Origin of the sequence: Pseudomonas guangdongensis (assembly GCF_900105885.1) — a bacterium.
Lineage (GTDB): Bacteria > Pseudomonadota > Gammaproteobacteria > Pseudomonadales > Pseudomonadaceae > Geopseudomonas > Geopseudomonas guangdongensis.
Map to the genome: position 1 here is coordinate 1,331,769 of NZ_LT629780.1, position 14,946 is coordinate 1,346,714.

Here is a 14,946-nt window from a genome sequence, read left to right on the forward strand (position 1 = left end):
GCCGCTCATGTCGAGTCGAGGTGTCTATCTTGCAACTATTACGATTGCTGGCCGATGGCCGCTTCCACTCAGGTGAAGAGCTGGGCACTGCGCTTGGTATCAGTCGCAGCGCAGTCTGGAAGCGCTTGCAGCAACTCTCAGCAGAGCATGTTCTTGTCCTGCACAAAGTGCGCGGCAAGGGATATCGTCTGGAGCAGCCGTTAAGCCTGCTGTCGGTTAGCGAACTCTCGGCGCGGTTGCCAAGTTTGACGCTCTGGGTAGAGGACTGCGTCGACTCCACGAATGCCATGGCATTGAAGAAGCTGGCAGAGCCCGCCGTCGCCCTTCCCTTTGCCATTCTGGCTGAGTCACAGAGTGCTGGTCGTGGCAGGCGTGGTCGACACTGGGTCAGTCCCTACGGGCAAAGCCTGTACCTTTCATATGCCATCCGTGTCGAGCGTGCAGCCCAGTTGCAGGCGCTGAGCCTGGTGGTGGGCCTTGCCGTCAGGCGTGCATTGCAGAGTTTCGGTGTGAGTAACGTAGGCTTGAAGTGGCCGAATGACCTGCTGGTTTCAGGTTGCAAGATTGCCGGCATTCTCCTCGAGCTCAGTGGTGACCCCGCCGATGTCTGTCATGTCGTGATTGGCATCGGCATCAACGCCAATCTGCTCGATGCCAATGGTATCGACCAGGCCTGGACTTCCGTGCAACGGGTCACCGGCTGCCCTGTCGACCGTAATGCACTGGCAGCAGTCCTGCTGGAGCAACTGGATTGTGTGCTTACCGAGCATCGCGAACACGGTTTTGCTGCCTTTCATGAGGAGTGGGAGGCGGGTCATCTATGGCAGGGGTGCGAGGTCCGGCTCACGAGCGGAGTGCATGAGATTGATGGCCGGGTGCTGGGGGTGACTCTGGATGGTGCCTTGCGGCTGCTCGTCGATGGAGTGGAGCGCACCTACAGTGGTGGGGAGCTGACTCTGAGGCTGAGACATGATTCTTGACCTGGACTGCGGCAATACCCTGATCAAGTGGCAGTTGCAGACTAACGGTCGAGTATTCGCCAGAGGGCGGGCGCTATCCGATCAGGAGCTGGTCAGGCAAGTCGGTTGCCAGCTGGACACGACGCCGCTGGACTTATGTCGCCTGGCCAGTGTCCGCAGTCCGGCAGAAACCCAAGAGCTGTTGGCGGTACTGCAGATGCATTACCCGCATGCCCGGTTGTTGCAGGCGACCGTGGTCGAGAGTTGTGCCGGTGTACACAATGGCTACCTAGAGCCCGGGCGACTTGGGCTGGATCGCTGGCTGGCGATGCTGGGCGCCTATCATGCCGCCCGGCAGGCTTGCCTGGTGCTCGATCTGGGCACGGCGGTGACCGCGGATTTGGTCGATGCGGCTGGCCGGCATCTGGGGGGCTATATCTGCCCCGGTCTGCCGCTGATGCGCACGCAATTGCAGACCCATACGCGGCGGATTCGTTATGACGAGCAGGAGGCGGCGCTCTCTCCCCAGGAGCTGCCGCCGGGTTGCAGTACGGCTGAGGCTGTCGAGCGTGGATGTATCCTGATGCTGCGGGGTTTCGTGCTTACCCAGTTGGAGCTTGCGCGCAGCTATTGGCAGGAGAGCTTCGAGGTGTTCCTGACCGGAGGCGATGCTGCCCTGGTTGCTGATCACATACCTGGCGTACGCCATGTGCCCGATCTGGTTTTTTCCGGGCTGGCCTTGGCTTGCCCGTTAGGTGGGGAGGTATAGCATGCGTGGCGTGGTCATCCTGGTGCTGGTGCTGAATCTGCTATTGCTGTCCTGGCACTGGCTGCGAGAGCCGTTGATGCCGGCAGTCGCCCCCGTGCTTCCCGAGCGCCCAGATACCCCGAGCCTGTCCCTGCTCAGTGAGTCTCCTGCAGGGGGGCGTCTGGAGGGATCCGTTGCCGACATTGCGGGATCCTGCTGGGAAGTTGGTGGTTTCGAGCGATTGGAGTTTGCTCGAGTGTTAGAGCACTTGCTAGGTGATAGCGTCGACCGGCAGATACTGGTGCGTGATCGGCAGGTGGGTGAGTGGTACTGGGTATATCTTCCACCCTTGCCTTCGCCTCAAGAGGCGCTGCGCTACCAAGAGGAATTGCGTGCTGCCGGGCTCGAAAGCCAGTTGATCGCAGAGGGAGCGCTAGCCAATGCTGTGGTGCTGGGCTTGTTCGGGCGTCGAGCCGATGCCGATGCTGTACTAATCCGCTTGAGGGCTTTGAAGTTGGCTGGTGAGATACGTGAAATCCCACGGCTGAGGCAGGAGTACTGGCTGCGCTTGCCAGAGGGTTCTCATGCGCTGGAGCGTCTGCGAGCTACCTCAGAATTTTCTGAGTTAAAACATCGAGTTAGCGCCTGCTCGGGGGTTGCAATCGAGAAATGACTCCCTTAGAATGCGCAGCACTTGAGGCTTGGCTGAAAGCCTGGCGAAAGTAGTCAAGCGAGTGAAAATAATCCTTGACTAAGTGTGGTAAGCAGGTAAAATACCACGCCATTCGGAGGGGTTCCCGAGCGGCCAAAGGGATCAGACTGTAAATCTGACGTCTACGACTTCGAAGGTTCGAATCCTTCCCCCTCCACCAGATTTAGCGTGAGCTGCAGGCTCCGCGGGTATAGTTCAGTGGTAGAACCTCAGCCTTCCAAGCTGATGATGCGGGTTCGATTCCCGCTACCCGCTCCAGTATGTTGTTCGTGCATAATGTTTGGCTCATGTAGCTCAGCTGGTAGAGCACACCCTTGGTAAGGGTGAGGTCAGCGGTTCAAATCCGCTCATGAGCTCCAGATCAGCAAAAGGCAGATACGAAGGTATCTGCCTTTTGCTTTTTGTGGCGGTTGTTTTACGCTGCTGGCTGCATGATTGGTGCGGACTGCAATGCGTAAAGAAGTTTGAGCCAGTGGTTGATCTTTTCAGGTTTCGCGGGTATATTCGTCGGCCTGACTCAGTTACAGGCCAGTAGCTCAATTGGCAGAGCGGCGGTCTCCAAAACCGCAGGTTGGGGGTTCGATTCCCTCCTGGCCTGCCAGATTTCTCAGGAAAATCTGGCGCCCTCATAAGGTCCTTGCAGATGAACGCCAAGGCAGAAAGCAAAGATTCCCGTCTCGATATCCTCAAATGGTCTGCGGTCGCCCTGCTGGTGGTCGTCGCTGTCGTGGGGAATCAGTATTTTTCGGCCGAGCCCATTCTGTATCGCGTGCTGGGTATCCTGCTGCTGGCCGGTGGCGCCGCCTTTGTGGCGCTGCAGACAGCCAAGGGGGATGCCTTCTTCACCCTAGTGAAGGAAGCGCGCGCCGAGATGCGCAAGGTCGTCTGGCCGACACGCCAAGAAACCACGCAGACCACCCTGATCGTAGTTGCCGTTGTGCTGGTTATGGCGCTGCTGCTGTGGGGGTTGGACTCGCTGCTCGGCTGGTCGGTTTCGTTGATCGTAGGTTAAGGGTGCATCGTGGCTAAGCGTTGGTATGTTGTGCATGCCTATTCCGGATACGAAAAGCATGTGATGCGCTCCCTGATCGAGCGCGTGAAGCTGGCCGGCATGGAAGAGCAGTTCGGCGAGATTCTTGTCCCCACCGAAGAGGTGGTGGAAATGCGGAACGGTCAAAAGCGCAAGAGCGAGCGCAAGTTCTTCCCCGGCTACGTGCTGGTGCAGATGGAAATGAATGAAGCGACCTGGCACCTGATCAAGGATACGCCGCGCGTCATGGGCTTCATCGGTGGTACGGCCGACAAGCCGGCGCCGATCACCGAGAAGGAAGCCGAAGCCATTCTGCGCCGTGTTGCCGATGGCAGCGATAAGCCGCGGCCGAAGACGCTGTTCGAGCCGGGTGAAGTGGTGCGCGTGGTCGATGGCCCGTTTGCCGACTTCAACGGCGTCGTCGAAGAGGTCAATTACGAAAAGAGCCGGATCCAAGTGGCTGTGCTCATTTTCGGTCGCTCCACTCCGGTGGAGTTGGAGTTCGGTCAGGTCGAGAAGGTTTGACCGATAGACGTCCCCGGCCCCGCAGCTCAAAGCTGCGGGGTTTTGTTGTCACTGGGGCAAAGCGAAAGCAAACGGGGAGCCGCAAGGCGCATGTACCCGCAACTGGAGTAGCAGATGGCTAAGAAGATTACGGCTTATATCAAGCTGCAAGTGAAGGCCGCGCAGGCCAACCCGTCGCCGCCGGTCGGTCCGGCCCTCGGTCAGCACGGCGTGAACATTATGGAGTTCTGCAAGGCGTTCAATGCCCGTACTCAGGGCATGGAGCCGGGCCTGCCGACTCCGGTGATCATCACCGTTTACAGCGACCGCAGCTTCACCTTTGAAACCAAGAGCACCCCGGCTGCCGTACTGCTGAAGAAAGCAGCTGGCGTGCAGAGCGGCTCCGCTCGCCCGAACACCCAGAAAGTCGGCACCGTGACCCGTGCGCAGCTGGAAGAGATCGCCAAGACCAAGCAGGCCGATCTGACTGCAGCTGATCTCGATGCGGCCGTGCGTACCATCGCCGGCTCCGCCCGTAGCATGGGCCTGAACGTGGAGGGTGTGTAATGGCTAAGCTGACCAAGCGCCAAAAGGCTATTGCCGAGAAAGTCCAGGCTGGCAAGCAGTACGGTTTCGAAGACGCCGCCCAGCTGCTGGCTGAGCTGTCTACCATCAAGTTCAAGGAATCCGTGGATATTGCCATCAATCTGGGCGTCGATCCGCGTAAATCCGACCAGGTCGTACGTGGCGCCACCGTGCTGCCGAACGGCACCGGCAAGAGCGTGCGCGTTGCCGTGTTCACCCAGGGTCCGGCTGCCGAGGCCGCTCTGGCTGCCGGCGCCGACCGCGTGGGCATGGACGACCTGGCTGCCGAAATGAAGGGCGGCGATCTGAACTATGACGTAGTCATCGCCTCTCCTGACGCGATGCGCGTGGTTGGTCAGCTGGGCCAGGTGCTCGGCCCGCGCGGCCTGATGCCGAACCCGAAGGTCGGTACCGTGACCCCGGACGTGGCCACTGCCGTGAAAAATGCCAAGGCCGGTCAGGTGCGCTTCCGTACCGACAAGAACGGTATCATCCACGCATCCGTGGGCAAGGTCGACTTCGAGCCGGCCAAGCTGAAGCAGAACGTCGAAGCCCTGCTGGCCGATCTGAAGCGCCTGAAGCCGTCCTCCTCGAAGGGCGTCTACGTCAAGCGCGTGACCCTGAGCACCACCATGGGTCCGGGTCTGCAGATCGACCAGGCTTCTCTCGACGCCTAAGTACTATAGGGCGAGGGCACGGCCTTCGCCCGAATCATTGGGGTCCCTGCCTGGCGGGGGCTATCCAAGACCGTAGGTGGCGCAAGCCTTAAATCACCGGCCTACGCAGATGGTGCTCCCGATTCGTTTGCCGAATCAGACACCAAAACGACGTCCGGCTCCGGTCGGACGAAACGGTAACATCCAGGAGTAAACCCGTGGCAATTAAGCTCGAAGACAAGAAGGCCATTGTCGCTGAAGTCAACGAGGCTGCCCAAGCTGCCCTGTCCGCTGTCGTGGCCGATGCCCGTGGCGTGACCGTAGGCGCCATGACCGGACTCCGTAAAGAGGCCCGCGCGGCCGGTGTGTACGTGAAAGTCGTGCGTAACACCCTGGCTCGTCGCGCCGTCGAGGGCACCCAGTTCGAGGTGCTGAACGACGTGTTCAAGGGCCCGACCCTGATTGCGTTCTCCAACGAGCATCCGGGCGCTGCCGCCCGTATCTTCAAGGAGTTCGCCAAGGGTCAGGACAAGTTCGAGATCAAGGCGGCTGCCTTCGAAGGCAAGTTCATCGCAGCCAATCAGATCGACGTGCTGGCAACTCTGCCGACCTACGACGAAGCCATTTCTCAGCTGATGAGCGTGATCCAAGGCGCTACCAGCAAGCTGGCTCGTACTCTGGCGGCGGTTCGCGACAAGAAGGAAGCCGAGGCTGCCTGAGGCGCCGCGGATCCTTTCACACCTTTTTTGTTAATAAGACCGCCCGTGGGCTGTCATCCAATACAGGAATAGAGTCATGGCTCTGACCAACGAAGATATCATCAACGCCGTTTCCGAAATGTCCGTGATGCAGGTTGTTGAACTGATCAAGGCGATGGAAGAGAAGTTCGGCGTGACCGCCGCTGCTGCCGTTGCTGCCGGCCCGGCTGCCGCTGCTGCCGCTGTCGAAGAGCAGACCGAGTTCACCATCGTTCTGGCCGAAGCTGGCGAGAAGAAGGTCAACGTCATCAAGGTCGTGCGCGAGCTGACCGGTCTGGGCCTGAAAGAAGCCAAGGCTGTCGTTGACGGCGCCCCGGGCGTGGTCAAGGAAGGCGCTTCCAAGGAAGAGGCCGAAGCTGCCAAGAAAGCCCTGGAAGAAGCTGGCGCCAAGGTCGAGCTCAAGTAAGCTGAGGCGACATTGCGTCGACAGCCCGGGCTACAGGTTTTGGGCTGATGGCTGGTGGCTTATGCCACCGGCCTTTTTCCGTTGTGGGTGGCCCGACATGGTCGACCACCCGCAGCGCGAAACTCCCACCGCATGCGGTGGCGGCAAACCGAGGGTTTGCACGATTTTCCGGCTACTCCCGTCGGAGAGGCCAAACAAGCAGGTGACCAAGCTGGGGAACGCTGATGGCTTACTCATACACTGAGAAAAAACGTATCCGCAAGGACTTTAGCAAGTTGCCGGACGTCATGGATGTGCCGTATCTGCTGGCCATTCAACTGGATTCGTACCGTGAATTCCTGCAGGCGGGCGCCAGCAAGGAGCATCTCCGCGACGTCGGCCTGCATGCGGCCTTCAAGTCCGTTTTCCCGATTATCAGCTATTCCGGCAATGCCGCCCTGGAATACGTCGGCTATCGCCTGGGCGAGCCGGCATTTGACGTCAAGGAATGCGTGCTGCGCGGCGTGACCTTTGCCGTACCGCTGCGGGTGAAAGTGCGTCTGATCATTTTCGACAAGGAATCGTCGAGCAAGGCAATCAAGGACATCAAGGAGCAGGAAGTCTACATGGGGGAAATCCCCCTGATGACCGAGAACGGTACCTTCATCATCAACGGTACCGAGCGCGTCATCGTTTCCCAGCTGCACCGCTCGCCGGGCGTGTTCTTCGACCACGACCGCGGCAAGACCCACAGCTCGGGCAAGCTGCTGTACTCCGCACGCATCATTCCCTACCGCGGCTCCTGGCTGGACTTCGAGTTCGATCCCAAGGACTGCGTGTTCGTGCGTATCGACCGTCGCCGCAAGCTGCCGGCCTCGGTGCTGCTGCGTGCGCTGAACTACGGCACCGAGGAGATCCTCGATGCCTTCTATGACACCAACGTCTTCAACCTGCGCGACCAGTCGGTCAGCCTGGAGCTGGTGCCGCAGCGCCTGCGTGGCGAGATCGCCGGTTTCGACATCAAGGACGAGGGCGGCAAGGTCATCGTCGAGCAGGGTCGCCGGATCACCGCGCGGCACATCAACCAGCTGGAAAAGTCCGCCATCAAGGAGCTGGACGTTCCGCTGGACTACGTGCTCGGCCGCACCCTGGCCAAGGCCATCGTCCACCCGGCCACCGGCGAGATCATCGCCGAGTGCAACACCGAACTGACCACCGACCTGCTGGCCAAGATCGCCAAGGCCCAGGTGGTGCGCATCGAGACGCTGTACACCAACGAGATCGACTGCGGTCCGTTCGTCTCCGATACCCTGAAGATCGACTCGACTTCCAATCAGCTGGAAGCGCTGGTCGAGATCTACCGGATGATGCGTCCCGGCGAGCCGCCGACCAAGGACGCCGCCGAGACCCTGTTCAACAACCTGTTCTTCAGCGCCGAGCGTTACGACCTGTCCGCGGTCGGCCGCATGAAGTTCAACCGTCGCATCGGTCGCGAAGAGATCGAAGGCCCGGGCGTGCTCAGCCGCGAAGACATCGTCGCCGTGCTGAAGACCCTGGTCGACATCCGTAACGGCAAGGGCATCGTCGACGACATCGACCATCTCGGTAACCGCCGCGTGCGTTGCGTCGGCGAGATGGCCGAAAACCAGTTCCGTGTCGGCCTGGTGCGCGTCGAGCGCGCGGTCAAGGAACGCCTGTCGATGGCCGAAAGCGAAGGCCTGATGCCGCAGGACCTGATCAACGCCAAGCCGGTGGCCGCCGCGATCAAGGAGTTCTTCGGTTCCAGCCAGCTGTCGCAGTTCATGGACCAGAACAACCCGCTGTCGGAGATCACCCACAAGCGCCGCGTTTCCGCGCTTGGCCCGGGCGGTCTGACCCGCGAGCGCGCCGGCTTCGAAGTCCGCGACGTACACCCGACCCACTACGGCCGCGTGTGCCCGATCGAAACGCCGGAAGGCCCGAACATCGGCCTGATCAACTCGCTGGCCACCTACGCGCGCACCAACCAGTACGGCTTCCTGGAAAGCCCGTACCGCGTGGTCAAGGGCGGCCAGGTGACCGACGAGATCGTCTTCCTGTCGGCGATCGAGGAAGCCAACCACGTCATCGCCCAGGCTTCGGCGACCCTCAACGAGCAGGGTCAGCTGGTCGACGAGCTGGTGGCCGTGCGTCACCTCAACGAATTCACCGTGAAGGCGCCGGAAGACGTCACCCTGATGGACGTTTCGCCCAAGCAGGTGGTTTCCGTCGCGGCCTCGCTGATTCCGTTCCTCGAGCACGACGACGCCAACCGCGCGCTGATGGGTTCGAACATGCAGCGTCAGGCCGTGCCGACCCTGCGTGCCGACAAGCCGCTGGTGGGTACCGGCATGGAGCGCAACGTCGCCCGTGACTCCGGCGTCTGCGTGGTGGCCCGTCGCGGCGGCGTGATCGACTCGGTCGACGCCAGCCGCATCGTGGTGCGCGTCAACGACGACGAGGTCGAGACCGGCGAAGCGGGTGTCGACATCTACAACCTGACCAAGTACACCCGTTCCAACCAGAACACCTGCATCAACCAGCGCCCGCTGGTCAGCAAGGGCGATCAGGTGGCGCGCGGCGACATCATGGCCGACGGCCCGTCCACCGACATGGGCGAGCTGGCACTGGGTCAGAACATGCGCGTGGCGTTCATGCCGTGGAACGGCTTCAACTTCGAAGACTCCATCTGCCTGTCCGAGCGCGTGGTCCAGGAAGACCGCTTCACCACCATCCACATCCAGGAACTGACCTGCGTGTCGCGCGACACCAAGCTCGGCCCGGAGGAGATCACCGCGGACATCCCGAACGTCGGCGAGGCTGCGCTGAACAAGCTGGATGAGGCGGGCATCGTCTACGTCGGTGCCGAGGTGCAGGCCGGCGACATCCTGGTCGGCAAGGTCACCCCGAAAGGCGAGACCCAGCTGACTCCGGAAGAGAAGCTGCTGCGCGCGATCTTCGGCGAGAAGGCGTCCGACGTGAAGGACACCTCCCTGCGCGTGCCGACCGGCACCAAGGGCACCGTGATCGACGTCCAGGTGTTCACCCGCGACGGCGTGGAGCGCGACTCGCGCGCCCTGTCGATCGAGAAGATGCAGCTCGACGAGATCCGCAAGGACCTCAACGAGGAGTTCCGTATCGTCGAAGGCGCCACCTTCGAGCGTCTGCGCAGCGCCCTGGTCGGCCAGAAGGCCGAAGGCGGTCCGGCGGGCCTGAAGAAGGGCGCCGAGATCAGCCACGAGTACCTCGACGGCCTCGAGCGCGGCCAGTGGTTCAAGCTGCGCATGGCCGACGAGGCGCTGAACGAGCAGCTGGAGAAGGCCCAGGCCTACATCTCCGACCGCCGTCAGCTGCTCGACGACAAGTTCGAGGACAAGAAGCGCAAGCTGCAGCAGGGCGACGATCTGGCGCCGGGCGTGCTGAAGATCGTCAAGGTCTACCTGGCGATCAAGCGCCGCATCCAGCCGGGCGACAAGATGGCCGGCCGTCACGGTAACAAGGGTGTGGTCTCGGTGATCATGCCGGTGGAAGACATGCCGCACGACGAGCATGGCACGCCGGTGGACATCGTCCTCAACCCGCTGGGCGTACCGTCGCGGATGAACGTCGGGCAGATCCTCGAAACCCACCTGGGCCTCGCGGCCAAGGGCCTGGGCGAGAAGATCCAGCGCATGCTCGAAGAGCAGCGCAAGGTCGCCGAGCTGCGCGAGTTCCTGCACCAGGTCTACAACGAGATCGGCGGTCGCCGCAAGGAAGAGTTGGATGCCTTCAGCGATGCCGAGATCCTCGATCTGGCCAGCAACCTGCGCAAGGGTGTGCCGATGGCTACCCCGGTGTTCGATGGCGCCGAGGAAACCGAGATCAAGGCCATGCTGCGCCTGGCCGATCTGCCGGACAGCGGTCAGATGCAGCTGTACGACGGTCGTACCGGTAATGCCTTCGAGCGCAAGACCACCGTCGGCTACATGTACATGCTCAAGCTGAACCACCTGGTCGACGACAAGATGCACGCGCGTTCCACCGGCTCCTACAGCCTGGTCACCCAGCAACCGCTGGGCGGCAAGGCGCAGTTCGGTGGCCAGCGTTTCGGGGAGATGGAGGTCTGGGCGCTGGAAGCCTATGGCGCCGCCTACACCCTGCAGGAAATGCTGACCGTCAAGTCGGACGACGTGAACGGCCGTACCAAGATGTACAAGAACATCGTGGATGGCGATCACCGCATGGAGGCCGGCATGCCCGAGTCCTTCAACGTGCTGATCAAGGAAATCCGTTCCCTCGGCATCGACATCGAGCTGGAATCCGAATAAACCGCGACGCGTACCGCTGGCAGGCGTGCCTGCCAGCGGCTCCGTGAGGAGGAAAGGCCTTGAAAGACCTGCTTAACCTTTTGAAAAACCAGGGTCAGATCGAAGAGTTCGATGCCATCCGTATCGGCCTGGCGTCGCCCGAGATGATCCGCTCCTGGTCCTTCGGCGAAGTGAAGAAGCCGGAGACCATCAACTACCGTACCTTCAAGCCCGAGCGTGACGGCCTGTTCTGCGCCAAGATCTTCGGCCCGGTGAAGGACTACGAGTGCCTGTGCGGCAAGTACAAGCGCCTCAAGCACCGCGGCGTGATCTGCGAGAAGTGCGGCGTGGAAGTCGCTCTGGCCAAGGTGCGCCGCGAGCGCATGGGTCACATCGAACTGGCTTCGCCGGTCGCCCACATCTGGTTCCTCAAGTCGCTGCCGTCGCGCATCGGCCTGCTGCTGGACATGACCCTGCGCGACATCGAGCGCGTGCTCTACTTCGAGAGCTACGTGGTCATCGAGCCGGGCATGACCCCGCTGGAGAAAGGCCAGCTGCTCAACGACGAGCAGTACTTCGAGGCTCTCGAGGAGCACGGCGACGACTTCGACGCGCGCATGGGCGCCGAGGCGGTCTTCGAGCTGCTTGCCGGCATCGATCTGGAGCACGAGATCGACCGTCTGCGCGAGGAAATCCCGCAGACCAACTCCGAGACCAAGATCAAGAAGCTGTCCAAGCGCCTCAAGCTGATGGAAGCCTTCCAGGGTTCGGGCAACAAGCCGGAGTGGATGGTGCTGACCGTCCTGCCGGTGCTGCCGCCGGACCTGCGCCCGCTGGTGCCGCTGGACGGTGGCCGCTTCGCGACCTCCGACCTGAACGACCTGTACCGCCGGGTGATCAACCGCAACAACCGCCTCAAGCGCCTGCTCGATCTGGCTGCGCCGGACATCATCGTGCGCAACGAGAAGCGCATGCTGCAGGAAGCCGTGGACGCCCTGCTGGACAACGGCCGTCGCGGCCGTGCCATCACCGGCTCCAACAAGCGCCCGCTGAAGTCGCTGGCCGACATGATCAAGGGCAAGCAGGGCCGCTTCCGTCAGAACCTGCTCGGCAAGCGCGTCGACTACTCCGGTCGTTCGGTGATCACCGTCGGCCCGACCCTGCGCCTGCACCAGTGCGGTCTGCCGAAGAAGATGGCCCTGGAGCTGTTCAAGCCGTTCATCTTCGGCAAGCTCGAAGCGCGCGGCATGGCCACCACCATCAAGGCGGCCAAGAAGATGGTCGAGCGCGAGCTGCCCGAGGTCTGGGACGTGCTGGCCGAGGTGATCCGCGAACATCCCGTGCTGCTCAACCGTGCACCGACCCTGCACCGTCTGGGTATCCAGGCGTTCGAGCCGGTGCTCATCGAAGGCAAGGCGATCCAGCTGCACCCGCTGGTCTGCGCCGCGTACAACGCCGACTTCGACGGTGACCAGATGGCCGTGCACGTGCCGCTGACGCTGGAAGCCCAGCTGGAAGCGCGCGCGCTGATGATGTCCACCAACAACGTGCTGTCGCCCGCCAACGGCGAGCCGATCATCGTGCCGTCCCAGGACGTGGTTCTGGGTCTGTACTACATGACCCGCGAGGCGGTGAACGCCAAGGGCGAGGGTCGCGTGTTCGCCGACCTGCAGGAAGTCGACCGGGTGTTCCGCGCCGGCGAAGTGTCCCTGCACGCCCGCGTCAAGGTGCGTATCAACGAGGTGATCAAGGATCGCGACAGCGGCGAGATCACCCGCAACACCCGCATCGTCGACACCACCGTCGGCCGCGCGCTGCTGTTCCAGGTTGTTCCGGCCGGCCTGCCGTTCGACGTGGTCAACCAGTCGATGAAGAAGAAGGCGATCTCCAAGCTGATCAACCACGCCTATCGCGTGGTGGGTCTGAAGGACACCGTGATCTTCGCCGATCAGCTGATGTACACCGGTTTCGCCTATTCGACCATTTCCGGTGTGTCGATCGGCGTCAACGACTTCGTCATCCCCGACGAGAAGGCGCGCATCATCGATGCGGCCACTGCCGAGGTGAAGGAAATCGAAACCCAGTACGCCTCCGGCCTGGTGACCCAGGGCGAGAAGTACAACAAGGTCATCGACCTCTGGTCGAAGGCCAACGACGAAGTCTCCCGCGCGATGATGGCCAACCTCTCCAAGGAGCGGGTGGTCAACGCCAAGGGCGAGGAGGAGGAGCAGGACTCCTTCAACTCGATGTTCATGATGGCCGACTCCGGTGCGCGGGGCTCCGCGGCGCAGATCCGTCAGCTGGCCGGCATGCGCGGCCTGATGGCCAAGCCGGACGGCTCGATCATCGAAACGCCGATCACCGCGAACTTCCGTGAAGGCCTGAACGTACTGCAGTACTTCATCTCCACCCACGGTGCCCGTAAGGGTCTGGCGGATACCGCGCTGAAGACCGCGAACTCCGGTTACCTGACCCGTCGTCTGGTCGACGTGGCCCAGGATCTGGTGGTCACCGAGATCGACTGCGGCACCGAGCACGGTCTGCTGATGACCCCGCACATCGAAGGCGGCGACATCGTCGAGCCGCTCGGCGAGCGCGTGCTTGGCCGTGTGGTGGCCCGCGACGTGTGCAAGCCCGGTACCGAAGAGGTGATCGTTCCGACCGGCACCCTGATCGACGAGTCGTGGGTCGAGTTCCTCGAGCTGAACAGCGTCGACGAAGTGATCGTGCGTTCGCCGATCACCTGCGAGACTCGCTACGGCATCTGCGCCAAGTGCTATGGCCGCGATCTGGCCCGTGGCCACCGGGTCAACATCGGCGAAGCGGTCGGCGTCATCGCCGCCCAGTCGATCGGCGAGCCGGGTACCCAGCTGACCATGCGTACCTTCCACATCGGTGGTGCGGCGAGCCGGAGTGCGGCTCAGGACAGCATCCAGGTGAAGAACGGCGGTGCGATCCGTCTGCACAACCTGAAGCACGTCGAGCGTACCGACGGCGCGTTGGTGGCTGTGTCCCGCTCCGGCGAGCTGGCGGTAGCCGACGAGTTCGGGCGCGAGCGCGAGCGCTACAAGCTGCCCTACGGTGCGGTCATTTCCGTGAAGGAAGGCGACAAGGTCGAAGCTGGCGCCATCGTCGCCAAGTGGGATCCGCACACCCACCCGATCATCACCGAGATGGCCGGTACCGTGACCTTCGTCGGCATGGAGGAGGGCATCACCGTCCGCCGTCAGACCGACGAGCTGACCGGCCTGACCAACATCGAGGTGATGGACCCCAACGAGCGTCCGGCGGCCGGTCGCGAGATCCGTCCGGCGGTCAAGCTGGTCGACGCCAATGGCAAGGAGCTGCTGCTGCCGGGTACCGACGTGCCGGCCCAGTACTTCCTGCCGGCCAAGACCCTGGTCAACCTGTCCGACGGCGCCAAGGTGAGCGTGGGTGACGTGGTCGCACGTATCCCGCAGGAAACCTCGAAGACCCGCGACATCACCGGTGGTCTGCCGCGCGTCGCCGACCTGTTCGAGGCGCGCCGTCCGAAGGAGGCGTCGATCCTCGCCGAGATCAGCGGCACCATCAGCTTCGGCAAGGAAACCAAGGGCAAGCGTCGCCTGGTGATCACTCCCACCGACGGCAGCGAGCCCTACGAGGCGCTGATTCCGAAGTGGCGTCACCTCAACGTCTTCGAAGGCGAACAGGTGAACCGCGGCGAAGTGATCTCCGACGGTCCGAGCGATCCGCACGACATCCTGCGCCTGCTGGGCGTCAGTGCGCTGGCCAAGTACATCGTCAACGAGATCCAGGACGTGTACCGCCTGCAGGGTGTGAAGATCAACGACAAGCACATCGAAACCATCCTGCGCCAGATGCTGCGCAAGGTCGAGATTGCCGAGTCGGGCGACTCCAGCTTCATCAAGGGCGACCAGATGGAGCTGACCCAGGTGCTTGAAGAGAACGAGCGTCTGGCGGCGGACGACAAGTTCATCGCCAAGTACGAGCGCGTCCTGCTGGGCATCACCAAGGCCTCGCTGTCCACCGAGTCGTTCATCTCCGCGGCCTCCTTCCAGGAGACTACCCGCGTCCTCACCGAGGCGGCGGTCACCGGCAAGCGCGACTACCTGCGCGGCCTGAAGGAGAACGTGGTGGTGGGGCGTCTGATCCCGGCCGGTACCGGCCTGGCCTACCACAGCGAGCGCAAGCGCAAGCGCGAAGCCGACAAGCCGCAGCGCGTCAGCGCCAGCGAAGTCGAGGCCGCGCTGAGCGAAGCGCTGAACTTCGGCGAGAAGTGAGGGTTGCCCCGGGGCGTCCGAC

Annotated in this window: 11 protein-coding genes and 4 tRNA genes; all 15 read left to right on the forward strand. The window is 62.3% G+C overall.

What is annotated here, in order from left to right:
- Positions 1 to 26 precede the first annotated feature (26 nt).
- The 15 genes from birA (at position 27) to rpoC (ending at position 14,924) form a co-directional block, all read left to right on the forward strand.
- On the forward strand, positions 27 to 980 hold the full coding sequence (birA, locus tag BLU22_RS06385; protein ID WP_090216306.1) for a bifunctional biotin--[acetyl-CoA-carboxylase] ligase/biotin operon repressor BirA: 954 nt from the start codon (positions 27 to 29) through the stop codon (positions 978 to 980).
- The gene (locus tag BLU22_RS06390; RefSeq protein ID WP_090213000.1) at positions 970 to 1,728 is read left to right on the forward strand and encodes a type III pantothenate kinase; all 759 of its coding nucleotides are present in this window, start codon (positions 970 to 972) and stop codon (positions 1,726 to 1,728) included. Before birA ends, BLU22_RS06390 begins: the two co-directional genes overlap by 11 nt.
- A gap of 1 nt (position 1,729) precedes the next feature.
- Positions 1,730 to 2,380, forward strand: a complete 651-nt coding sequence (locus tag BLU22_RS06395; RefSeq protein ID WP_090213002.1) for an SPOR domain-containing protein — start codon at positions 1,730 to 1,732, stop codon at positions 2,378 to 2,380.
- Between the two features lie 114 nt (positions 2,381 to 2,494).
- Positions 2,495 to 2,579, forward strand: a tRNA-Tyr gene (locus tag BLU22_RS06400).
- Between the two features lie 24 nt (positions 2,580 to 2,603).
- Positions 2,604 to 2,677 (forward strand) — tRNA-Gly (locus tag BLU22_RS06405).
- Between the two features lie 25 nt (positions 2,678 to 2,702).
- A tRNA-Thr gene (locus BLU22_RS06410) sits at positions 2,703 to 2,778 on the forward strand.
- A gap of 166 nt (positions 2,779 to 2,944) precedes the next feature.
- A tRNA-Trp gene (locus BLU22_RS06415) sits at positions 2,945 to 3,020 on the forward strand.
- Between the two features lie 42 nt (positions 3,021 to 3,062).
- Positions 3,063 to 3,431 carry a preprotein translocase subunit SecE gene (gene secE / locus BLU22_RS06420; protein ID WP_090213004.1) on the forward strand — a complete coding sequence of 123 codons (369 nt, stop codon included), beginning with the start codon at positions 3,063 to 3,065 and terminating at the stop codon, positions 3,429 to 3,431.
- 9 nt (positions 3,432 to 3,440) lie between these two features.
- Entirely contained in the window at positions 3,441 to 3,974 is a 534-nt protein-coding gene (gene nusG / locus BLU22_RS06425) for a transcription termination/antitermination protein NusG (RefSeq protein ID WP_090213006.1), read from the forward strand.
- Between the two features lie 114 nt (positions 3,975 to 4,088).
- Positions 4,089 to 4,520 carry a 50S ribosomal protein L11 gene (gene rplK / locus BLU22_RS06430; RefSeq protein WP_090213008.1) on the forward strand — a complete coding sequence of 144 codons (432 nt, stop codon included), beginning with the start codon at positions 4,089 to 4,091 and terminating at the stop codon, positions 4,518 to 4,520.
- Positions 4,520 to 5,215 (forward strand): 50S ribosomal protein L1, encoded by a 696-nt coding sequence (gene rplA / locus BLU22_RS06435; protein WP_090213010.1) that lies wholly within the window; start codon positions 4,520 to 4,522, stop codon positions 5,213 to 5,215. Before rplK ends, rplA begins: the two co-directional genes overlap by 1 nt.
- A 197-nt stretch (positions 5,216 to 5,412) precedes the next feature.
- Positions 5,413 to 5,913 (forward strand): 50S ribosomal protein L10, encoded by a 501-nt coding sequence (rplJ, locus tag BLU22_RS06440; RefSeq protein ID WP_090213011.1) that lies wholly within the window; start codon positions 5,413 to 5,415, stop codon positions 5,911 to 5,913.
- A 76-nt stretch (positions 5,914 to 5,989) separates the two neighbouring features.
- Entirely contained in the window at positions 5,990 to 6,358 is a 369-nt protein-coding gene (gene rplL / locus BLU22_RS06445; protein WP_090213013.1) for a 50S ribosomal protein L7/L12, read from the forward strand.
- Positions 6,359 to 6,582: 224 nt separating this feature from the next.
- On the forward strand, positions 6,583 to 10,662 hold the full coding sequence (gene rpoB, locus BLU22_RS06450) for a DNA-directed RNA polymerase subunit beta (protein WP_090213014.1): 4,080 nt from the start codon (positions 6,583 to 6,585) through the stop codon (positions 10,660 to 10,662).
- Positions 10,663 to 10,721: 59 nt separating this feature from the next.
- A complete protein-coding gene (gene rpoC, locus BLU22_RS06455; RefSeq protein ID WP_090213016.1) occupies positions 10,722 to 14,924 on the forward strand; it encodes a DNA-directed RNA polymerase subunit beta' in 4,203 nt (1,400 codons plus the stop codon).
- Positions 14,925 to 14,946: the final 22 nt, after the last annotated feature.

Coding starts and splice junctions, on each gene's coding strand:
- BLU22_RS06390 (WP_090213000.1), top strand. CDS start 970: ATGATTCTTGACCTGGACTGCGGCAATACCCTGATCAAGTGGCAGTTG.
- BLU22_RS06395 (WP_090213002.1), top strand. CDS start 1,730: ATGCGTGGCGTGGTCATCCTGGTGCTGGTGCTGAATCTGCTATTGCTG.
- secE (WP_090213004.1), top strand. CDS start 3,063: ATGAACGCCAAGGCAGAAAGCAAAGATTCCCGTCTCGATATCCTCAAA.
- rplK (WP_090213008.1), top strand. CDS start 4,089: ATGGCTAAGAAGATTACGGCTTATATCAAGCTGCAAGTGAAGGCCGCG.
- rplA (WP_090213010.1), top strand. CDS start 4,520: ATGGCTAAGCTGACCAAGCGCCAAAAGGCTATTGCCGAGAAAGTCCAG.
- rplL (WP_090213013.1), top strand. CDS start 5,990: ATGGCTCTGACCAACGAAGATATCATCAACGCCGTTTCCGAAATGTCC.
- rpoB (WP_090213014.1), top strand. CDS start 6,583: ATGGCTTACTCATACACTGAGAAAAAACGTATCCGCAAGGACTTTAGC.